Raw genomic sequence first — 22,341 nt, 5'->3', positions numbered from 1 at the left:
TGAATGTGTTGAATATTATTTTTATTATCATAGGGCACTTCTGTATTTTGCACCTGATAATCTAATTGAAGCGCGCGGTTGTGTCAAAGAGATTGCGAAGAAAGCATAGTTTTTGTCGACTTGTTTGCTTTAGGCACGCTAGTTAGTTCATATCTTGGTCTATCTGCGGAAAAAGTCTCGCGAATGTAGGCTATCATTTGCTCTAAACTGAGATTGTCGAGTGCCGCCAACAGTTTTTGTTGCATATGAAAATGATGATCTTGGTTACCAATGGCAAGCCATAAGCGTTGTGAACGCAGTCGGAGATTTTTATCTTTTTCGGCAATATGGGTGATTAAACCATGCTTTTGCTGCTGCCATTGTTGTTCGTCGAGTTGTTGTAATGAGCCAAGGTAATGCGCAATAAATGAATTATGGCGCTCAAGCAGCGCGTTTGCTGAATAATTTGGTGACTGCACATAAAACGCAATCCCAGCTCTTGTATTAAAAGGCGCATAACCGGCACCAACCAAGTAGCCTAACTGTTGTTTGGTCCGTAACTCGTTAAAGTAGTCTTGATTAATAAGGTGGTTGAGCGCCATCATTTTGACTTTTTCAACTACGTCATCGGTTTGTGCTTGATAATAAATAACCATCGCATAATCGTTACAATTGAGGCTTAGTTGTGAGCGGGTGATTTGTTCAATTTCAAACAATGGCCGCGTCAAATCTTCGATAGTGGCTGATTTGGCTAAGTGGTGAGCTACTTTCTTTTGAAATTCTATCGCATCACTTTCGCGCCAGTTACCATGTAAAAATGACTCAACATGCAAGGCATGAAAAAACTCGCGACGAAAACAATTAAATTGATGAAAACTGGTATCTTTAAGGGCAACAGCAAGTTGTTCTGGCTCGGGGTTCCATGGCATTATTTTTGCGCCAAGTACGCTAAATAATTCGCCAACAGGTTTATTTTGATTACTGTTACGCCAATGACGAACTAACTGTTTTTTATACTCAGCAAAGCGTTTGGCGCAAATATCAACATTAAATAAAGCTTCGAGTAGTTCATCAACCAATTCTAACTGGCTTGATGAGAGCCCCGCAGTGTGCAAGGTTAAGCCACCTTGATGTGAGGTTAAGTGGTAACTTAAACCGGCTAATTCGGCGGGGTAAAACTGCTCTGCAACACTGTCCATAAATAAGTCGGCAAATAATCGCGTCAGTGCCATGTGTTTAATGTCTTTAACGGCAAAGTCTGAGTCCATTGCTAAATAAAAATGACCTTTGGCAACCCGAAAGGTGTTGTCTTGCTTGAACCAAAAATCAAAGCCAGGCTCTTTTACTAACAGTCGTGGCTTTGAGTGCGGTTGACCAACAGCATACAGCGACACTTCCTTGCTTAAGTAAGGGTTTGCTGTGGGCAACAGCATTTCTGGTAGTGGAGTGTTAATTTCGCATAATGCTTCAAGCCAACAGCTCGAAATACTTTCGACCCGATACGGTGTGTGGTACCACTGAGTGGTATGTTCTGGCTCTACGTCTGGGTGGATCAACACCAAGCGCATATTATGTGGTGTTAACCATTGCATTGCGGTTTGATGCGCGGTTTGATTAAAGCCATCCATCAGGTAGTCGCCTTGTACATAATTGGCTTCATCATAGTGCTGCATATTAATACTTAGGTTACTAACCCAGTCGATCAGCCGTGCTTTTTCTTGGTTATCAAAGGCAATTTGCAGTAGATTTTTTTTATCTTGATATAAGCGTGGTAATTTATCGATGTTTTGATTAATTAAACAAATATACTCAAACACCATTTCCACAATGTCTTCATAGTATTCAATGCCTTCGTCGGTCAACGCCATACTGATATTAAAATCTTTAAAGTTACTGCCATTAATACCACCACCCGCAGAGAGTGCATTGATCCAACCTTGTGCTTTTAAAATAGAATACAGCGAGCCTTGTCCTTCGTAGCCTAATAAGTGGGCAATAAAGCTCACTGTTTTATGCCGATAAAACTCATCGATATTTGGCATTGCAAAACTAACAATGAGCTTTTGCATGTGCTTATGTGGTTCTATATGCAGTACTTTACAGAGATCTTGTGAGCGATACAGGGATGCAGCAATAGCCGGCTTTGCTTTTGGTTGACCTTTAATATCGCTAAACAGGGTGTTGACCCATTGCACCATAGTGTCTATTTCTGCATCTGCGCAGATCACTAAGCTCATCCATTGTGCTTGGTAATAGTCTTCAAAAAAACGACGTAACTCTTTGCTGACACAACCATCGCGATCAGCTAATGTTTGCTGATTGCCTACTGAGAATTTTGCAAAAGGATGTGCAGGGTTGACGGTTTCTTTATGCGCTTGGTAAATACGGCGGCCATCATCTTTTATTTTTAATTTAAATTCAGCATCAATGGCATTTCGTTCTTTTTCGGTTTCTGCTGGGTTGAGTAAAGGGGCAATGAAAAAACGGCTGAATTGGTTCAGCGCCTGCTCAAATTCTTGGCTGTTAATATCAAAGAAATAACAGGTGTGTTCAGTACCAGTCCACGCGTTGGTATTACCGCCTGCTTGGGAAACAAAATTGCCAAAGCCACCAGATTCAGGAAATTGATCTGTGCCTAAAAAGAGCATGTGCTCTAAAAAGTGCGCTAGCCCTTGTCGGTCAAGCGGATCGTCAAAGTGCCCGGCATTTACTGCCATAGATGCGGCGGCTTTAGTTGAATCTTTATCTTGCACTAACAGGACTTTTAGACCATTGTCCAGTGTAAGGGCACGGTATGTTCTGTTATCATTGCGGCTGATATTCAAATGATGCTCCTGAGACGTTAAGTTTACTCGTTAACAACAATGATAACTTCAGGGCTGCGATTAAATTGCTTAGCGATTTCTACCTGAATATCATAAGCGAAAATGTATGACGTTGTTTTAATATAGCGGACAAACAGGCAAACTGGCTACTGTTTTATATTCTTTAATTGGTTGATTTTTTATGAAAACAATCCTAATAATGCGCCACGGCGAAGCGACTCCAATGCAAGCCGACGATGCAAGTAGAAATTTGACCTCGGTTGGCCAGCAACAGGCTGAAAAAATGGGTTTATGGTTGCAAGCAAGCTATGCACCTTGCGCCTTGTTGGTGAGCCCTTACATTCGTGCTCAACAAACTGCTGCAGGGGTAAAAAAGCATAATGCTTTTTTATTTGAAGAAACCTGCACGGACATAGTACCTGAAGGCAATCCACAAATTGCCGGGGATTATTTAGAAACCCTAATAGCAATGCACCCTGAATGTGATACCTGGTTAGTGGTGGCACATATGCCTATTGTTAGTTATTTAGTTGACCAACTAAGTGCCGGAAATATGCCAATCTTTAATACCGGGGCCGTTGCCGTGATCAGTTATGACGAAAACAATCAAAAAAGCCAATACCTCAGTATTCACGCCCCAAGTAACGTTGAAGTTTAGCCTCGTACAACCTTGCGTTCAGAACCAAATTTGCTAAATTAGCGTCACACTAATTTAGCTGAGACTAACTATGACAATTGAACGCCTGCAAACAGGTGCGCGAATGAGCCGTATCGTTAAGCACAACGGCACCGTGTATTTATGCGGTCAAGTGTGTGCTGACGCAGAAAAAAACATCACCGAACAAACGCAAACCATGCTTGATAAAGTCGAAGTATTACTTAATGAAGCGGGCAGTTCTAAAGAGCATATGCTCAGTGCCACTATTTACGTAAAAAGCATGGAATATTTTGCTGATATGAATGCGGTATGGGATGCCTGGGTACCTGAGGGGCATGCACCAGCTCGCGCTTGTGTTGAAGCTAAAATGGCACGCGATGCCTTATTAGTTGAGATTTCAGTTGTCGCTGCAATCAAATAACTTGCATGCCATTGAGCGGCTGATTGGTGCTTTTAATAAAGCGACGGGCCGTTCACTGCAAACACTGCCTGCTTGTTGTGACAATGAAGTCGATGCAAATGATTGCGCCAACCTAGTGTTACAAAACATTAAAACAGTAACCAAACTGCTCTTTGTTGCATAAACTAGTCTATAAAAACCAACACAAGGAAGCACTATGAATACTAATCCTGTGGTACTGATAACTGGCGCTAGCCGTGGCATAGGCGCCGCAACTGCTATTCACTTTGCACAGCAAGGCTATGCTGTTTGTATTAACTATAAAGCGGATCAACGCAGCGCTGAAAAAATAGCGCAGCAGGTACGTGGCATTGGCGTCAAAGCTGAAATAGTGCAAGCTGATGTGTCTGATGAAACGCAAGTGCTTACCCTGTTTGCAAAAGTAGACGAGTTATTTGGCAAATTAGATGTGCTTATAAATAATGCCGGTATTTTAAAGCCGCAAATGCCGCTGCTTGAGATGGATGCCTCGCGTATCAATGAAGTGCTGACAACCAATGTAACGAGCGCTTTTTTATGTTCCCGTGAAGCGATTAAGCGCATGCACAGTGGCGGCAGTATCGTGAATGTTTCATCGGGGGCTGCTAAAACAGGCTCGCCGAACGAATATATCGACTACGCCGCCTCTAAAGGGGCAATGGATACTTTAACAATTGGTTTAGCTAAAGAAGTGGCTAAGTTAGGCATTCGCGTTAACTCAGTGCGGCCTGGATTAATTTACACCGATATGCACCGTGATGGTGGCGAAGCGGGGCGAGTTGATAGATTAAAATCGAATTTACCACTAGGGCGAGGTGGTACACCAGAAGAAGTTGCCGCTGCCATTTACTTCTTAGCCTCAGCGCAAGCTTCGTTTACAACAGCTAGCTTTATCGATGTTGCTGGCGGTTTGTAAAATTGCATGCTAACGACCGCTTTAACGGGGAACAGATCACAGCAGTATCGCTAACCAGAATGTAAAACTAATTACACTCAGCACCGTAGATAACACCACAGCACTTGCAAGGGTCACTTGATGTTGGCCTACCTGGCAGGCAATAAGGTAAGCGTTTACGCCTACCGGAGAGGCGCTGAGTAATACCAATACCGTCAATATTTGTGTTTCTAACGCAAATACATAACTACCAATTAACAGCACAGACGCTGGCAGCAAAAATATCTTTAACAGCGAGGCTACTAATGCTGGTTGCCAGTTTGCTGCAATTTTATAAAATGCCAGGTTTGCACCAAGTACAAATAACGCGCAGGCAATCGCGGGGGTTGCTAATAGCTCTAAACTATTGGCTAAATTGGTAAATAATTTAATCCCTAAGACATTTAAAGCTAACCCGCAGGCGATGCTCAACACAATCGGATTCAGCACCATACTTTTCGCAAAATTTGACCAGGAGAACGCGTGTTGGCTGCCTTTTGCACCGATTAAAAATGTGAGCGCGAATAACAACGTGCTATGAAAGGTAATGATCATAAAAGCGATGGCGATCATTTCTTTGCCAAGCGAGGCGATGATGATAGGAATGCCCACCAACACCATATTTGAATAACTCGATGCTAAGCCAAACACACTGTGTTGCTGATAGTTCTTTTGTTTTGCTAAATAAAAGCGGTCAACCAAAATACCTAAGGCAAAGATGCTCAGTACAGGAATATAAAAACTCAGAAAGGCCGATAAACTAATACTTTGCTGTAAATCGATTTGCGACATATTTAACAACAAAAATGCCGGTAGGCTAATGTAAAAAGTAAATTTACTGAGTCCAGCTATATGTTGTTGCTGAAAAAACTTTAATTTACAACAACTAAAACCAAGCGCAACAATGAAAATCAGCGGAAAGATGATAGAGAAAATATGCACTGCACTGTTGCCTTGAAATAGTGATAACGTTAACGCTTAGCGTCTAAATTCATCACTTTGTGGTAAGTTTATTAAAATAAGTACTGCACCTTTACCACCGTATTCAAGCGGCGCTTGGTGTATCGCAATAACATCGGGATGCTGTACTAAATATTGCGGCACTTTGTGTCTGAGGATATGGCCACCAATACCATGTATTACACAGGCACAGTAATAGTGCTTTTTTTTGCATTCATGGATCAGTCCAGCAAGTTCATCTTTTGCCAATTCCTTATTTAAACCATGTAAATCAAGGGTTAAATCAGGCACAAAGTCACCTCGGCGTAATTGTTTTGCTAAAAAACGGTCTTGGCCGTGTTGCACATAATTAACCGTACCGTTGGTATCAATATCTGGCACATATTCATCAGAAAAGAAAAATTCTGCCTGATGTTGCTTTTTTTGCTGGGCAAACAGCTTAGCTTGTGAGATTTTAGGCTTATTAGCAAAGCGATGCGTGTCTTGTTTAAATACACGGGCACCATTAATACTTTGACGAAACATATCGATGTCGTCAGGGCTAATATCTGCGTTTGAGAGAGGATCTTTTTTCATAGCGGCAGTCTAAACAAAAAAACGCTAAAAATCGAGTTAAAAGGCGTTACAATAGGGCAATCATGGGGCCTTAATTGCGCCTCGATTGAATTGATATTTTCTAAAGCAGCAGGTAGATAACGAACATGAGCGAATTATTAATAGAAGAAGCAACCTTAGATGAAGCTGTAGCAGAACTGTCAACGTTACACGATTGGCTACGGTGGACCACGAGTCAATTTGCCAGCAGTGGTATTTTCTTTGGTCATGGAACTGATAACGCATGGGATGAAGCGGTAAGCCTATTACTGCCCGCGTTAAGTTTACCCATTGATGCACCAAAAGAATTAATGCATGCAAGGCTGACTAGCACTGAAAAAAATCGCCTTGCGGGCTTAATCGCAGAGCGTATTAACGATTTCACGCCAGTACCTTACCTAACCAATATTGCATGGTTTGCCAATATGCCATTTTATGTCGATGAGCGCGTATTGATCCCACGTTCACCCTTTGCTGAGCTAATACATAATCGCTTTTCACCTTGGCTAGCTGAGCCTGAATCGGTAACTCGTATTCTAGACTTATGTACCGGCTCTGGTTGTATTGCCATTGCATTAGCACAAACCTTTGCAGAAGCGCAGGTTGATGCTGTTGATATTTCTTATGAAGCACTCGAAGTAGCTGATATCAATATCACTGATTATCAGTTAAGTGACCGTGTATTACCTATTCAATCTGACGTATTCAGCGGTGTACCCGGGCAAAAATATGACCTGATCGTGGCAAACCCTCCGTATGTAGACGCCGAAGACATGGCTGATTTACCGCGTGAGTTCCATCATGAGCCAGAATTGGGTTTAGCATCAGGCCATGATGGTCTTGATGTAACCCGTACTATTTTAAGTGAAGCGGCCGATCATCTAACTGATAACGGTTTGTTATTTGTCGAAGTTGGTAATTCTATGGTACACATGGATGCCCTTTATCCAAATGCGCCTTTTGAATGGGTTGAGTTTGAGCAAGGTGGATTTGGCGTATTTGTGATCAGCAAAAAGCAGTTGGTTGAATACTTCGCAGATTAGTCACAGCAAGAATTAAAGCCGAGCCTTAGGCTCGGTACTTAGTAGTCATTAGGAATGAGGAAAGTTAATGGCAGGTAATAGCATAGGGCAGTTATTTAAAGTGTCCACCTTTGGCGAAAGCCACGGCGTCGCCTTAGGCGGTGTTGTGGATGGTACACCCGCAGGTCTTGAAATCACCGAGGCCGATTTACAAATCGATTTAGATCGTCGCAAGCCAGGGCAAAGTCGTTATACCACGCAGCGCCGCGAAGACGATCAAATAAAAATTCTCTCTGGTGTATTTGAGGGTAAAACCACAGGCACCAGCATTGGTTTACTGATTGAAAATACCGATCAACGCTCAAAAGATTACGGCAAAATTAAAGACGTTTTTCGTCCAGGCCACGGCGATTACACCTATTGGCATAAATACGGACTGCGTGATTATCGCGGTGGTGGCCGCTCATCGGCACGTGAAACCGCCATTCGTGTTGCCGCAGGCGCTATTGCTAAAAAGTATTTAAAACAATTTCATGGTATTGAAATACGCGCGTGCTTGAGTCAGTTAGGACCAATTAAAGCGGAAAATTACGATTGGGATGAAGTTGAAAACAATCTATTTTTCTTCCCTGATGCCAGTAAGCTTGAAGCCCTTGACGACTATATGCGTGACCTTAAAAAACAAGGTGACTCAGTCGGTGCGAAAGTAAAAGTAGTGGCCAAAAATGTCCCAGTTGGTTTAGGTGAGCCGGTATTTGACCGCCTTGATGCAGAACTTGCCCACTCACTGATGAGTATTAACGCAGTAAAAGGCGTTGAAATTGGCGACGGCTTTGATGTGGTTGAGCAAAAAGGCTCAGAGCATCGTGATGAGTTAACCCCAGCAGGCTTTACCTCAAATCATGCCGGTGGCGTATTGGCAGGTATTTCTACAGGGCAAGATATTATCGCCTCAATTGCACTCAAACCAACTTCAAGTATTACCATTCCAGGCAACAGTATTAATACTGAAAACGAAGCGGTTGAGATGATCACGAAAGGTCGTCACGATCCATGTGTAGGTATTCGTGCCATACCCATTGCTGAGGCGATGATGGCCATTACTCTAATGGATCACTTACTGCGCCAACGCGGCCAAAACCCCCATGTTCATCATGAGCATGGGCCAATAAATGGCTCTGTTTAGGGTTTAGTTAAAAGCATTTAGAGTTATTTAAAAGCGCGATTTTAATCGCGCTTTTCATTGTGGTCATTTTAAGATAGGCATCAAAGTTTCAGGAGCGGGATCAGGCTGTGTTTTTGATCTGTCCACTGAGTTAAACGCGTGTTTGAATAGGGTTTAATTGCTGTTAAGTCGGCAATGGGTATTGCATCTAAAAATGCTTGATTATTAGTCATTACCACCCATTCAGATCCTAATTGCGTACCCGTATATTTAAATTTGATCAGAGACTTATCGAAGCGCTTACTGTGGGCTTGCAATACTGGCATTAGATCAACATGGTTATTGGAAATATGAATGATTAATACGCCACTGCTTTTAATGCGTTGCCAATATAGGCTAAAAGCTTCTTCAGTGAGCAAGTGAGCAGGAATAACATCACTTGAGAAAGCATCAATGATCAAAGCATTCATTAACGGGGCATTATTTTTTAGCTCTTCGCTCAGTGCCATCCTACCATCGCCAAGGGTGATATCTATCTGTGCACGACTGTTTTTTAAATAGGAAAAATAAGTTGTTGCCATAGTATACACCGCCGGGTTGAGCTCATAAAAACGGATCTTATCGCGTTTATCGCCAAATTTAGCTAACACGCCAGCACCTAACCCCACAATACCAATGTTTAAATTGCCTTGTTGTTTAAGAATTGCCAGTGATTTTGCAACCCCGGTATGTTGATGGTAATAACTATTTGTGAGTTCATCTTGAGGATTAAGTGGCTCAGAGCCGTGAATGGTTGTGCCATCGATTAAACGTCTCTCAGCAAGAGTCGCGGTGTTAATGTCTTTAACGGTCACATAGCCATAAAAATTTCTCTCTGATGCTAAATTGTATTGATTAAAGCTCAGAAAAAGATAGACATAGCAGCCACCCCAAATAGCGACAGCAGTAAGTAGGTTTATTTTTAATAGCGCTGATGGCTGCTTGCATTGTGTAAACTGAATATAGCTAGCCAGTGAAAGTACAGCAGCTAACGCGACAATATACTCCGTTATTTGCGCAAACAGTAGCGGTGCGAGTAAGGTACTGAGTAAACTGCCAATAGCCCCACCAAGTGCGATGTATAGGTAAAATGTGGTGAGTAATGACTCCGTTGGAGCGAGTTTACGAAGTTCACCGTGACAGACCATACAAACAATCAATAAAATAAAGTTATACATTAAAAGCTGAGCTAAAGCATTAAACTGGCTACCGAGGAAAAACATGATCAGCCCAGCAAATGCAGCGAACAATAATAAGTATAGCCAATGAGTACGGCAGTAGTTTTTTGCTGATGCAAAAGTGTAAGCAAAGGTCAGTAAATAAATTGCTAATGGTAAGGTCCACACAAGTGGCATAGGTGGAATATTAGTACTGATCATTTGTGTTGTCGCAATAAGCATGATTGAGCTTGTTGCGGATAACACAATCCATAAATAATTTGGTTTTACCCAGCGTATGGTTTTTGGCGGTGTTACTGGTTTTTGGTTAGTATGACTATTTTTAAATAGTACAGCAACGAGTGTGAGTAATAAAAAACAGTGAGCAAATAAGCCTATGGACCAATAGTTTTTTTGTTGATCTAATGAAAACAGCACTTCAAAAATAAATGGGTAGCTCATTAAGGCAAGCAATGAACCCAGATTAGAAAACGAATACCAATGATACGGCACAGCCATATCGCTCGATTCAATATACCAACGCTGCATGAGTACACTCGTCGCCGAGAGCAACATAAAAACCAAACCAATTTGAGAGAATAAATTGGCAATGACTGACCAAGCAGGTGTCAGTATAACAAAGGAGCCGAGTTCAAGTTTGTTAAACGTGATCATACTTGATAAAACAACGAGCAGCATGTGAATGAGTAATTGTTGTTTGAGTGGATAGCGGCTCAAGAGGTGAGCATATAAATAACCTACTAACAGCATAGTTTGATAAAAGAGCATACTGCTAGACCAAACTGAAGCGCCACCACCAAACATGGGAAGTAGTTCTTTTGAGAGGATAGGCTGAATTTGAAATAGTAAAAACGCGCTTACAAAAATGATTAATGTGGATAGAATACGTTGCATCTTTTTAGTTCATTATTAAACGATGGCTAATCATTCAGCGAGTTAATTTACAGGACAATGTAATAACCCTTGAATTTATCTTAAGAAAACCTTAATCTTTGATTTATAAAACTTATTGGATTTTTAAGTGGGTCAATTTCGAATAGGGCGTTTTGCTGTCGATGCCAGCCGTGGTAAAGTTTCATCTGCTGAAGGCGTGCAAATTGTCGAACCTAAAGTCATGGCTGTGCTGCAATTTCTTTACTCTCACAGAGGCAATGTGGTTAGCCAAGAAGACATTTTTGACGCTGTGTGGCCAAATTCAGTGTTTAGCCCGAGTAATGTGCAACGCAGTATTGCCCTGCTGCGAAAGGCATTAAAAGAAGACTCTAAAAAACCACAATATATTATTACTCACCCAAAACGGGGCTACTGCCTTGAACTTAATGAAGAAGAAAATTCGCAGACAGTAAAATGGCCTCTGTTGGTTTTTATTGCGGTGACAATCGTATGTTTAGTCGGTGGTTGGTTCGCTTTTGCAACGCAGGCTGTTAAAACTGACTTCTCCGTGCTGGTGCCGGTCACGTCTCATGAAGAAAATGAATCCTACCAATCGCAATCTCATAACGGCAAGTATTTAGCATTTGTACGCGGTGATGAAGGCCATCAGCAAATTTGGTTAAAAGAGTTAACAACGGGTAAAGAAGTGCCGCTGTCAGAAAATCCATCGACTTATTATGGCTTAGGTTGGAGCCCTGACGATCGGGCGCTTGCGTTTATTAATAAACAAAATAACACCAGTCAGCTTGCATATTTTAATTTGGATCTGGTTAATTTAACGAGTTTAAATTACGCCAAGGTAATTGAATTCGAAGAATATGTAGTTACCAGTCAGCAAGTACAGTGGACGAATAGCAATCAGATTTATTTTATTGAACGGCGAAAAGCCGATAACGCTACGCAGCTATCGCTTGTCAGTTTAGAAACTAAACAAAAGCAGGTAATTAAACCCTCAGTTGGCCAAGATTGGTTGCTGTTACATGCGTTATCGCCAGATCAAACACAGTTAGCGCTGGGCTATGAGGCGGGGCAAAATCAGTATCGAATTGAGTTACTTACTCTGGCTGATGCTAGTACTGCAACGATTGCTACTGTTGAAGATGGCATACTAGGGCTTAGTTGGCATCCTAATGGAGAGCATTTACTATTAAGTAAAAGAAATAATTTACTGCTCATTGATCGCCTAGGTAACTCAACTGATATCGCCTTTAATAACTATCAAATTATTCGCGATGCCGCCTTCACGCCCTCTGGTGAGGAAATTTTAATGGAGCTTGTTAATATTGATGTGGATATTATTCGGGCAACAAATACAGCACCGCAGCAGTATGAAAAACTCGTCGATACCTCTTCGGTGGATTTTTTACCGGTATTCTCGCCCGATTCATCGAGGTTTGTTTTTGAATCTCATCGCTTTGGTTTAAAACAGCTGTTTTTATATGATAAGGGTACACAAACGCTGATTTTTGCAAACCCTAATAACGAAGAGTTGTTTGGGGTTATTTGGTCAAAAAATGGCGATGAAGTGATCACCGCAAGCAAAGATAAACTGTTTCGAATTGATTTAAATAACGGCGGCTATCAAGCAATACCTCACCCGCATCATTCATTTTACCTCAGAGAAAAGTTTAATAATGAGGATGCGATTTTGGTTTCATATCGCGCTGAAGATGGTGTTACATTTCACCCTGCAAAATTAGATTTACACACATTAAGTTTAACATCCTTTAGCGGCTCAGGAGAGCGACTCACTTGTTATGCAATGGCTTTAGATAAACACGATCAGATTTATTTTTCTAACAATCAACAAGTGTTTCGGCTTGATCAAGGTGGCAATCTGGAGACATTATGGCACACAGATGATAAAGATATTATTGGCCTTGCCGTCGATCAACAAACATTGACGGTTACATTGGAACAACATGATGGCTATGAAATTAATACAATGGATTTATCTGGCCGCAACGCAAAAAAGCGGTTCATCGCAAATAATGCAGGGAACATGCTAATTAATGCTTCCCATGACAATAAGCAGTTTTTGTATCTCACTGAGCCAAAAAGAAAACGTACTTTAGTGCGGTTGCGATAATAATTTAACCTTGATTTTTTACTTTAGTCATTAAAAAGATCAAGTATGTTGAAAATCTAATCTGCATCAGTAAGCATTTTATAATTTTCTGCTATTAGCTTTACTAACTCTCTTTTTATTGGGTTATGAGTGTGACTTGCATGTAATAGCACAATATCAATCATTGGCAGGGCGGGCAGAGTTGAGTCCGCAATTATGTCAAGCCCGCTGATGTTACTTACTTCAGCCATCACGCCTACGGCTAAATTGGCTTTAACCAGCGCAGTTAATGCACTCACTGAGCCGCAACAGGCAATAATGTTGAATTGGCGTTCAGCCTTTAATAACCCTTCAACAGCCGCTTGATGAAACTTACAATCTCGTTGAAATATTGCCATCGGCAAGGTCATATCGGGTTGATAGTTAAACTCGGCACTTTTAACCCACACACCTTTACTTGTTTGTAAAAAATAACCTTCTTCAGAGCTGGGTGAGCGCGTCGCTATCACTATATCAAGCAAGCCTTGATCGAGCTGTGCTTTGAGCTGAGCAGTTGGTGCGCAGTTTATTTGTAAGTCTAGCCGTGGCAGGTGCTGATGTAATAATGCCACGACTTTAGGCAACACAGTACCCGCATAATCGTCTGGGCAAGCTAAGCGTACTCGGGTTTGCCCGCCACCGGTTTTAAGTTGCTTATAGGCTTCATCGTGCAGTGCTAATAATTGTTTAGCATAACTGGCTAAATGAACCCCACTGGTAGATAGCACCAGCTGCCGACCTTGTTTGATAAATAATGGATTACCCAGCTCTTGTTCGAGCTTCTTCATTTGCATACTGACCGCAGATTGAGTGCGGCATACTTGTTTTGCTGCACGGGTAAAGCTGCCAGTTTCAACAAAAGCGCAAAAAGTACGTAGGGCGTCTAAATCCATATTCAACTCGTCTATCAATTTTACTTATGTATTGTATAAAAACTATTGGCAAGTAATTACTTGATCACTGCTTTATAGTAAAACCATTAAACACTACTAAGGAACGCAAATGCAATTATTTATCGGTAATAAAAACTATTCGACCTGGTCGCTCAGAGCATGGTATTTAATGAGTAAATTCAATATTAAATTTGCTGAGCAGCAGTTAGTACTCGATACTCCTGAGTTTTATAAAACGCTTAAAAACAGTTTTGCAGTGCAAAAAGTGCCAGCCTTAATTGATGGCGACTTGCAGGTGTGGGATTCACTGGCAATCTGTGAATACATCAATGATGCTTATTTGTCTCAGGCAGCTTGGCCTAAAAATATTGTGCAGCGAGCCGCAGCCCGCAGTTTAAGTGCAGAAATGCATTCAAGCTTTATGGCGCTGCGTAATGAAATGCCCATGAATATCCGCGCTACGCGAAAGGTTGAGTTGTCAGACGCGGCTAAAAAAGACATTACTCGCATTGATGACATATTCAGCCAGCAACAACGTATTTATCCAAATGCCTGGTTGTTCGGCGAATTTAGTATCGCTGATGCTATGTATGCGCCTATCGTACTAAGGTTAAATACCTATCAAATTAGCTTATCTGAACCAGCCATGCGCTACTGTGAGCAAGTACTGAATTGCCCAGTATTACAACTTTGGATAACCCAAGCACTATGCGAGAGCGATATTGTAGAGAGCGATATTGTAGAGAGCGATGAAGCGGGAGTTGCTGTAAGCTAATACTATGCGCTTTTCATTTAGCGATAAATACGTTATTCATTTACGCATAAGATGATATGTTATTGATAAAATTCATCTTTACGACTATTAACGAGGGCGTTATGAACACTAAAACATCACATCAAGAAGTACTGCAACGGTTGGAGAAATTCAGCCTTTTTACTGATAGTAGTATTGGTGTTCCCTTTACTAATTTTAAGCTTGGCGCCGAGTCTCTTATTGGTATACTGCCAGTCGTTGGCGATTTAGCTGGCTTGCTATTATCTAGCTATGTACTTTTTGAAGCACAGCGCCTTGGTGTCGGCTGGGGGATTAAACTACGCATTATTATTAATATGTTAATTGATTTTTTTGGCGGTTTATTACCGGTTATTGGCGATGTTTTTGATGCGTACTTTAAAGCAAACACCCGTAACACTCGCTTGTTAGCCCGCCATTTAGCCCAGTAACTGAGTGGGGTAGTCGTTTAGTTTTATATTTAATATCAGGTTTTATCTGAATACTCACTATTACAACTTATAAGTGGGCTAGGTACCTTAAGGCTTTTTACTTTCCCCTGAAAAGCCCGTACAATTCGCCTCGATTTTAATGTGCATTCGTTGCATTTTACCGAGGCGAATTAATCAGACTTTTATGCAGCAAATAGCCGATCTAATATCTATTTTTGAACGCACTTTTTACCATAGCCATAATACACGCTTGGTCAAAGGTGAGCATGAGCCTATTTATATTCCCGCTGATGTTAAAACGCCGTACCACCAAGTTGTGTTTGCCCATGGTTTTTATGCCAGTGCATTGCACGAAATAGCTCACTGGCTGGTGGCGGGTGATAAACGCCGTTTGCTTGAGGATTATGGTTATTGGTATTGCCCAGATGGCCGTGATAAAGCCCAGCAAGCAGAATTTGAAGCGGTTGAAGTAAAACCGCAAGCAATCGAGTGGGCGTTGAGTGTTGCTGCAGGTTTTGAGTTTAATGTCTCGGTTGATAATTTAAATGGTGAGCAAACCTGTCGCTTTGATTTTCAGGCGCGAGTACATAAGCAACTTTTACAGTTACTAAAAATAGGCTTTAATCCCCGTACTACGACACTTTTAAAAGCGTTAAGTGAATTTTACAGTACGCCATGGCCTTTAACTGCAGCGCAGTTTGTATGGCAACATCCTCAGGAGTTCAGTAATGCAGTTTAAATTAGGTCTAATTGTAAACCCAGTTGCTGGTTTAGGTGGCAGTGTGGCGCTCAAAGGTAGCGATGGCGTTGCGGCAAAAGCTCTGGCGCTGGGTGCTGAGCCCAAAGCTAATTTACGTACTAAGGCAGCGCTTGAGGTGTTATTGCCTTATCAAGACAAAATAACAATTTATACTGTTAATGGCTCAATGGGTGAAAGCGTCGCTAATGAACTTGGTTTTAATACCGAGGTTATGTATCAAAGCGAGCAGCAGACTAGCGCTGATGATACCGAGTGTGCAGCCAAGGCCTTGCAACGGCTTGGTGTTGATTTAATTTTATTTGCCGGTGGCGATGGCACCGCGCGCAATATTTGCCATGTTGTTGAAGATAGCGTACCGGCACTGGGCATTCCTGCCGGTTGTAAAATTCATTCAGGCGTTTATGCCATCACCCCAAAAGCTGCGGGGCGGGTTGTTGAAATGTTGGTCAAAGGTGAGTTAGTGACCCTAGCCGATGCCGATGTGATGGATATTGACGAAGATGCGTTTCGCCAAGGTACTGTTAAAGCAAAACGTTATGGCGAAATGCAAGTACCGAGTGAAGTACGTTATGTACAAGCGGTTAAAAATGGCGGTAAAGAAACCGACGAACTGGTATTGGCTGATATTGCCGCCCATGTTGTCAGTGAAATGGGTGAAGATACGCTATATGTAATGGGCAGTGGCTCAACAGTTGCAGCCATTATGCAAGAAATGGGGCTTGAAAATAGCTTATTAGGTGTTGATTTAGTTGCAGATCAAAGCTTAATTGCGCAAGACCTTACAGCTGAACAATTATTAGCGATGACCCATCAACGCGACACTAAATTAGTGATCACGTTAATTGGTGGCCAAGGGCATATTTTTGGCCGTGGCAATCAACAGTTAAGCCCCGCACTTATCCGCGCTATTGGTAAAGACAATATTATCGTGGTGGCTACCAAAACTAAATTACAGGCTTTAAACGGCCGCCCGCTTATTTGTGATACGGGCGATAGTGAGCTGGACGATGAATTAAGCGGTTTTATTCGTGTAACCACAGGATTTAACGACCATATTATGTATGCAGTAGGCCATCAAGAGTGATTGGTATAAGACCCTGCAAAATCAGGAGAAATAGAAGTGAGTTTAGTTAATTATATAGATGCAGCCCAACAGTATTTTGATGACTTAGTGATCAAAGCCACTGATGATGAGTTATTTGCCGGTGGTTATTTACGAGGCCATTTTGATTTAGCGGTAGGTTATGCGCAAGTTGAAGAACTGAACCTTGAAATCGATGAACTGAACGAGACCGTTGAAAAAAGCTTAGTGAAAGCGTATCGCAATGGCGAGCTTAACGAAGAAGACAAAGCCCTCGTAGTAAGATTATGGGATGAAGTAAAAGCACTCGCTTAAAGATGCCCTACAGTTACGTCACAAAAAGCGGCATTTATGCCGTTTTTTTGTATCTGGTGCATATTTATTTCTTGAGGGCTGGATTTTCTGTTCACTTAAAATTTACCTCATTCCCTATATACGCTAAAGTAGCACAGTCTAAATTCTAGGGAACAAGTGAAATGAATAATAATAATGATGCGGCAATGCCAACCGGGATTGTGGCGCGTTTTTTAAATTTTGTAGAGCGGGTGGGTAATAAACTCCCGGATCCGGCAATCATCTTTTTGTTTGCCATGTTATTAATTTGGCTACTGTCGTGGTGGTTTTCTGGCGTTACATTTGATGCAATCGATCCGCGTACTGGCGAAGCCATCATTATTAATAACATGTTGGCGAGTGATTCGTTAGCAACCTTTTTATCATCGATGGTAAAAACCTTTACCGGCTTTGCACCCTTGGGTGTGGTGTTAGTGGCTATGCTTGGTGTGGGTGTGGCCGAACATTCTGGCTTTATTAATACTGGTCTTAAATTAATGCTTAAAGTAACACCTAAGCAACTACTTACGCCTTCAATTATCCTCGTTGCTATTGTCAGCCATACTGCAACCGATGCCGGTTACGTGTTAGTTATTCCACTGGCTGGGGTTATTTTTTATGCCGCAGGGCGTCATCCACTGGCAGGTATTGCCGCTGCATTTGCTGGGGTAAGTGGTGGCTTTGGGGCAAACTTTATTCCTTCAGGGATTGATCCATTACTGCAAAGCTTTACTCAAAGTGCCGCGCAAATAATTAATCCTACCATGTCGATTAACCCTTTAAATAACTGGGCGTTTACCTCAGCTTCGAGCTTATTTATTATTTTATTAGGCTGGTATATCACCGATAAAATTATTGAGCCACGCTTACAAAAAACAGCGGTTGATGGTAATACAGAAGACTTGCCCGTGTTTGCAGATGCGCGCAGTGACGAAAAACGGGCATTTTTTATTGCAAGTAGCGTTATGGTTGCAGGCCTTGCTTTATTAGCGTATGTATCAGCGCCAACAGATTCTGCAATGCGCAGTAGTGATGGCTCGTTAACTAATTTTAGTTCGCCATTAATGCAGTCAATCGTACCGCTAATTTTCTTATTGTTTTGGATCCCAGGAGCTGTGTATGGCTTTGTAGTCGGCACCTTTAAAAGCTCTAAAGACATGATCGATGCCATGAGTAAAGCAATGGGCGGCATGGCCTATTACATCGTTATGGCGTTTTTCTGCTCGTTATTTATTGCCGCATTTAGTAAATCAAACTTGGGAGCACTGCTTGCAATTGAAGGTGCACAACTATTAAAAGCGATGGAGTTACCCAGTGCTGTTACTGTGGTTGGCATTATCTTTTTAACCGGTTTTGTAAACTTGTTTGTTGGCTCAAGCTCAGCTAAATGGGCGTTACTTGGCCCAGTGTTTGTACCTATGCTTATGCAATTGGGCATTTCACCGGATCTAACCCAAGCGGCTTATCGGGTGGGCGATTCTAGTTCAAACATCATCACGCCATTGATGCCTTACTTCCCGCTGGTCGTGGTGTACTGCCAAAAATACGTCAAAGGCACTGGCATCGGCACACTAATCGCGATGATGCTGCCATATTCAATCGCCTTTTTAATCGGGTGGAGCTTATTTTTACTCGGCTACTGGGCACTGGGTATCCCGCTTGGCTTAGACGCAAGTTACGTGTATCCAGCAGTCGCGCCTTAACAAAACACGGCTAAATATTTATGTGTAAAAACCTCGTCATTATAATGGCGAGGTTTTTTTGTGGTTAGTTTTATCCAGCCAGTTGTCAATTCGATCGTATACCCAGCTTGGTACGTATAAACCAGTAAATATATTCGTTAACTAGGTTTTAGTATGGCCAATGAACGCTCTGTTCCTACATCTCGATTTTCACGCTTTGCAAAGTTAGGCTCATTAGCAACCAGTGTCGCGAGTAATATGTTATTAGAGGGAGCCAAAAGTACTCTTTCAGGAAAGGTTTGGGATAATAAAAGCTTATTACTGCAGCCTAAAAACATAAAAAACCTAGCGACAGAACTATCACACTTACGCGGTGCGGCAATGAAATTAGGACAGCTACTGTCAATGGATGCTGGGGAGCTACTAAGTCCAGAGCTTGCTCAATTACTTGCATTACTTCGATCAGACGCTAACCCCATGCCACACAAACAACTCATTACTGTATTAAAAGAGCAGTGGGGAGATGACTGGTTATCGCGCTTTTCACATATTGAGCTTAGGCCATTTGCTGCCGCTTCTATTGGTCAAGTGCATTTGGCCTACCATGAAAACGGCGAGCAATTAGCTGTAAAAATTCAATACCCGGGGATCGCAAAAAGTGTGGTCAGTGATGTTGATAATGTAATATCGCTGCTTACACTATCTCGTTTATTACCTAAAGATCTTGATATCAAGCCACTCGTTGCAGAGGCTAAAATACAATTATTAGCGGAAGCTGATTATCATCGTGAAGCGCAGTATTTATTACGTTATAAAAATGCATTGGCAAATAACCGACACTTTATTGTTCCTAACGTCTATAAAGAGCACAGTACTAAACAAATATTAACGATGCAGTATATTGAGGCCCAGCCTATAGAGGGAATTACCGATCTACCCAAAGCAGAGCAAAGCTTTGTGGCACAGCAACTTATTGCGTTATTTTTTAAAGAAATGTTTGAATTTAGACTGATACAAACAGATCCAAACTTTGCTAATTTTCATTATCAACCAGCCACACAAAAAATCGTTTTATTTGATTTTGGGGCAACCCGCGAGATTTCGTCTCAGTTGAGCCAAGCTTATTTGGCTTTATTTAAAGCAGGCAGTGAGAATAATCGTGATGGGGTATTAAATGCGGCCACTCAGATTGGTTATTTTAAAGATACATTGCGTGACAGTTATAAAGATAATGTCATTGAGCTATTTTTAATGGCGTGTGAGCCACTGCGTTACGATGGTGATTTTGATTTTAAAAATAGCCAACTGGCAGCAAATATTAAAGATGCTGGGTTGCAACTTAGTGCACAAGCACAGCAATGGCATACACCACCAGTGGATGCATTATTTATTCATCGTAAACTTGCTGGTTTATATTTGATTGCGGCTCGCTTAGAAGCAAAAATAGATGTTAGAGCGTTATTTATGCCAATTTTATTAAAAACATGATTATTTTAGCGAATTCAAATATTCATTCAATGCAATTGCTATCAACGACTATTGTGACTTCACTAAATCTTCCCCTCACGAATATTTACTTTATTCCAAACACAAAAAAACCTTGGCACTTTCGTGGCAAGGTTTTTTTATTAAAGAGTCGTTGCTTATTTAGCGGTGAAGCTTACTGGGCGACGTTCTTTGCGAGGACCGCTACGCTTATCACCGCGTGCACTGTCATCTTTGTTAAAGCTGCGTTTTTTGTCACCTGATGGACGCTCAGAGCGTTCAGCACGTGGCTCAGCAGGACCTTGATCTTGTGTTAATGTTAAGCCCATTGGACGTTTACAGATAAACACTTTTTGGAAATGATCAAGTACATCTTTAGGCATGTTTTGCGGTAATTGAACCGTACTGTGATTGTCGTGTAAACGAATATCACCAATAAACTTGCTTGAGATGTCAGCTTCGTTAGCGATAGCGCCAACAATGTTCTTAACTTGAACACCATGTTCACGACCTACTTCGATACGGTACGTATCCATAGGGCCTGCATCACGGCTATTACGTTCACGTGGTTTAGCATCACGGTCACGTGCTGGGCGCTCGCTGCGTTCGTTACGACGACCACGGTCACCACGATCATTTCGCTCACGTGGGTTACGGTCATTACGTTCACTACGCTCACGTTGTTGGATCTTAACTTCTTCAACCTTAATTGGTGATTGTTGCTGTGCTAAACACAGTAACGCACCCGCTAGGTCTTCAGGAGCAAGTTCAAGCTTTTGCGCCATATTAGCTGCAACTTCATTAAAGAAAGTAATATCTTTGTTTTCAAGCGCAATCGCTAATTTAGCTTGTAACGCTTCGATACGTTTTTCTTCAACAACTTTTGCAGTTGGTAATTCAACTTGTACAATATCTGAATTCGTATGACGAATGATATTTTTAAGTAAATAGCGTTCGTTATGTTTTACGAAAAGAATCGCTTTACCAGTACGACCAGCACGACCTGTACGGCCAATACGGTGAACGTAGGCTTCAGAATCTTGTGGGATATCGTAGTTGATAACAAGGCTTAAACGGTCAACATCTAGACCACGTGCTGCAACGTCTGTTGCGATAACAACGTTCAGCATGCCACTTTTTAAGCGCTCTACTGTGCGTTCACGTGCTTGCTGGTTCATGTCACCGTTAAGTGGAGCGGCAGAGAAACCTTCACGCTCTAATAACTCAGCAAGTTGTACTGTATCGTTACGTGTACGTACGAAAACAATCGCGCCTTCATATTGTTCAGCTTCTAAAAAGCGAACAATCGCTTTATTCTTGTGTACGCTGGCATTCCAAAACACTTGCTCAACAGATGATACCGTTGAGTTACGCGCAGAGATATGAACCTGTTCAGGGTTATTCATATATTTGCTGCTGATGTTTTGAATTTGCTTAGGCATGGTCGCAGAGAAAAGACATGTTTGCTTTTCGCGCGGCGTTTTTTCCATGATGTTTTCAACATCATCGATAAAGCCCATACGTAACATTTCATCGGCTTCATCAAGTACAAGAGCTTGTAAGCTGTCAAACTTGATAGTGCCACGGTTAATATGATCGATTAAGCGACCTGGAGTCGCGACAATAACTTGCGCGCCACGACGAAGTGCACTTAGTTGGATACTGTAGCTCTGGCCACCATAAAGTGCCAATACTTCAATACCACGAACATGTTTAGCATATTGTTCGAATGCCTCAGCTACTTGGATCGCAAGCTCACGGGTTGGTGTGAGTACAAGGATCTGTGGCTGCTTCACAGACGGGTCAATATTATTAAGTAATGGCAGTGCAAATGCTGCGGTTTTACCTGTACCCGTTTGAGCTAGTCCCAGTACGTCCTTTCTTTCTAGCAATAACGGTATACATTGAGCTTGGATTCCAGATGGTGTCTTGTAACCCAACTCTTCAACGGCCTTCAAAATTGCAGGAGAAAGATTTAGAGATTCAAACGTGACTGGTTCTGACATTAATACGCCTCAACGAATTTAAAGAGGCGCGCATTGTATAGGAT

At 41.8% G+C, this 22,341-nt stretch carries 20 protein-coding genes; 14 read left to right on the top strand and 6 right to left on the bottom strand.

The annotated features are described in order from the left end of the window. Positions 1-83: 83 nt before the first annotated feature. Positions 84-2,804 (bottom strand): insulinase family protein, encoded by a 2,721-nt coding sequence (locus ENH88_RS20900; RefSeq protein WP_304185279.1) that lies wholly within the window; start codon positions 2,802-2,804, stop codon positions 84-86. A gap of 181 nt (positions 2,805-2,985) precedes the next feature. On the opposite strand from ENH88_RS20900, the gene sixA reads away from it, so the two are divergent. The 4 genes from sixA to ENH88_RS20880 all read left to right on the top strand — a co-directional run bounded on the left by sixA (position 2,986) and on the right by ENH88_RS20880 (position 4,817). Next, the gene (sixA, locus tag ENH88_RS20895; RefSeq protein WP_304185277.1) at positions 2,986-3,462 is read left to right on the top strand and encodes a phosphohistidine phosphatase SixA; all 477 of its coding nucleotides are present in this window, start codon (positions 2,986-2,988) and stop codon (positions 3,460-3,462) included. A gap of 70 nt (positions 3,463-3,532) precedes the next feature. Further along, entirely contained in the window at positions 3,533-3,883 is a 351-nt protein-coding gene (locus ENH88_RS20890; protein WP_016707934.1) for a RidA family protein, read from the top strand. Beyond that, a complete protein-coding gene (locus ENH88_RS20885; RefSeq protein WP_304185275.1) occupies positions 3,864-4,046 on the top strand; it encodes a hypothetical protein in 183 nt (60 codons plus the stop codon). Before ENH88_RS20890 ends, ENH88_RS20885 begins: the two co-directional genes overlap by 20 nt. Before the next feature lie 33 nt (positions 4,047-4,079). After that, on the top strand, positions 4,080-4,817 hold the full coding sequence (locus ENH88_RS20880) for an SDR family oxidoreductase (RefSeq protein ID WP_304185273.1): 738 nt from the start codon (positions 4,080-4,082) through the stop codon (positions 4,815-4,817). A gap of 36 nt (positions 4,818-4,853) precedes the next feature. On the opposite strand, the gene ENH88_RS20875 is transcribed toward ENH88_RS20880, so the two are convergent. Continuing rightward, positions 4,854-5,777, bottom strand: coding sequence for an AEC family transporter (locus tag ENH88_RS20875; RefSeq protein WP_304185271.1), 924 nt, complete (start codon positions 5,775-5,777; stop codon positions 4,854-4,856). A 36-nt stretch (positions 5,778-5,813) separates the two neighbouring features. Continuing rightward, positions 5,814-6,371, bottom strand: coding sequence for an endonuclease SmrB (gene smrB / locus ENH88_RS20870; RefSeq protein ID WP_304185269.1), 558 nt, complete (start codon positions 6,369-6,371; stop codon positions 5,814-5,816). Between the two features lie 125 nt (positions 6,372-6,496). On the opposite strand from smrB, the gene prmB reads away from it, so the two are divergent. Together prmB and aroC are read left to right on the top strand one after the other, a co-directional pair. Beyond that, positions 6,497-7,432, top strand: a complete 936-nt coding sequence (gene prmB, locus ENH88_RS20865; RefSeq protein WP_064667648.1) for a 50S ribosomal protein L3 N(5)-glutamine methyltransferase — start codon at positions 6,497-6,499, stop codon at positions 7,430-7,432. A 67-nt stretch (positions 7,433-7,499) separates the two neighbouring features. Then, on the top strand, positions 7,500-8,597 hold the full coding sequence (gene aroC, locus ENH88_RS20860; protein ID WP_304185267.1) for a chorismate synthase: 1,098 nt from the start codon (positions 7,500-7,502) through the stop codon (positions 8,595-8,597). Positions 8,598-8,677: 80 nt separating this feature from the next. Here aroC and ENH88_RS20855 read toward each other — a convergent pair whose 3' ends face one another. After that, positions 8,678-10,687, bottom strand: a complete 2,010-nt coding sequence (locus ENH88_RS20855; protein WP_304185265.1) for a fused MFS/spermidine synthase — start codon at positions 10,685-10,687, stop codon at positions 8,678-8,680. 127 nt (positions 10,688-10,814) lie between these two features. Here ENH88_RS20855 and ENH88_RS20850 point away from each other — a divergent pair, with 127 nt between their 5' ends. Then, positions 10,815-12,815: a winged helix-turn-helix domain-containing protein gene (locus ENH88_RS20850; RefSeq protein ID WP_304185264.1), complete on the top strand. Its 2,001-nt coding sequence runs from the start codon at positions 10,815-10,817 to the stop codon at positions 12,813-12,815. A gap of 56 nt (positions 12,816-12,871) precedes the next feature. Here the strand turns inward: ENH88_RS20850 and ENH88_RS20845 are convergent, their stop codons facing one another. After that, a complete protein-coding gene (locus ENH88_RS20845; protein ID WP_304185263.1) occupies positions 12,872-13,726 on the bottom strand; it encodes a LysR family transcriptional regulator in 855 nt (284 codons plus the stop codon). 109 nt (positions 13,727-13,835) lie between these two features. Here ENH88_RS20845 and ENH88_RS20840 point away from each other — a divergent pair, with 109 nt between their 5' ends. The 7 genes from ENH88_RS20840 (at position 13,836) to ENH88_RS20810 (ending at position 20,294) form a co-directional block, all read left to right on the top strand. After that, positions 13,836-14,501, top strand: a complete 666-nt coding sequence (locus ENH88_RS20840) for a glutathione S-transferase family protein (protein ID WP_304185261.1) — start codon at positions 13,836-13,838, stop codon at positions 14,499-14,501. A 101-nt stretch (positions 14,502-14,602) separates the two neighbouring features. Beyond that, complete coding sequence (locus ENH88_RS20835) at positions 14,603-14,950, top strand: DUF4112 domain-containing protein (protein WP_304185259.1); 348 nt, start codon at positions 14,603-14,605, stop codon at positions 14,948-14,950. Between the two features lie 184 nt (positions 14,951-15,134). Beyond that, positions 15,135-15,689 (top strand): elongation factor P hydroxylase, encoded by a 555-nt coding sequence (locus ENH88_RS20830; RefSeq protein ID WP_304185257.1) that lies wholly within the window; start codon positions 15,135-15,137, stop codon positions 15,687-15,689. Further along, positions 15,679-16,794: an ATP-NAD kinase family protein gene (locus ENH88_RS20825; RefSeq protein ID WP_304185254.1), complete on the top strand. Its 1,116-nt coding sequence runs from the start codon at positions 15,679-15,681 to the stop codon at positions 16,792-16,794. Before ENH88_RS20830 ends, ENH88_RS20825 begins: the two co-directional genes overlap by 11 nt. A gap of 36 nt (positions 16,795-16,830) precedes the next feature. After that, positions 16,831-17,106, top strand: coding sequence for a YfcL family protein (locus ENH88_RS20820; protein ID WP_064667638.1), 276 nt, complete (start codon positions 16,831-16,833; stop codon positions 17,104-17,106). A 161-nt stretch (positions 17,107-17,267) separates the two neighbouring features. Next, positions 17,268-18,827, top strand: coding sequence for an AbgT family transporter (locus ENH88_RS20815; RefSeq protein ID WP_304185251.1), 1,560 nt, complete (start codon positions 17,268-17,270; stop codon positions 18,825-18,827). 153 nt (positions 18,828-18,980) lie between these two features. Continuing rightward, on the top strand, positions 18,981-20,294 hold the full coding sequence (locus ENH88_RS20810; protein WP_304185248.1) for an ABC1 kinase family protein: 1,314 nt from the start codon (positions 18,981-18,983) through the stop codon (positions 20,292-20,294). A gap of 155 nt (positions 20,295-20,449) precedes the next feature. Here ENH88_RS20810 and ENH88_RS20805 read toward each other — a convergent pair whose 3' ends face one another. After that, complete coding sequence (locus ENH88_RS20805) at positions 20,450-22,297, bottom strand: DEAD/DEAH box helicase (protein WP_304185245.1); 1,848 nt, start codon at positions 22,295-22,297, stop codon at positions 20,450-20,452. Positions 22,298-22,341: the final 44 nt, after the last annotated feature.

Origin of the sequence: Pseudoalteromonas prydzensis, assembly GCF_011050055.1 — a bacterium.
Classification (GTDB): domain Bacteria; phylum Pseudomonadota; class Gammaproteobacteria; order Enterobacterales; family Alteromonadaceae; genus Pseudoalteromonas; species Pseudoalteromonas prydzensis_A.
Note: the sequence above shows the minus strand (reverse complement) of the source record. Positions and strands in the feature narration are given on the sequence as shown.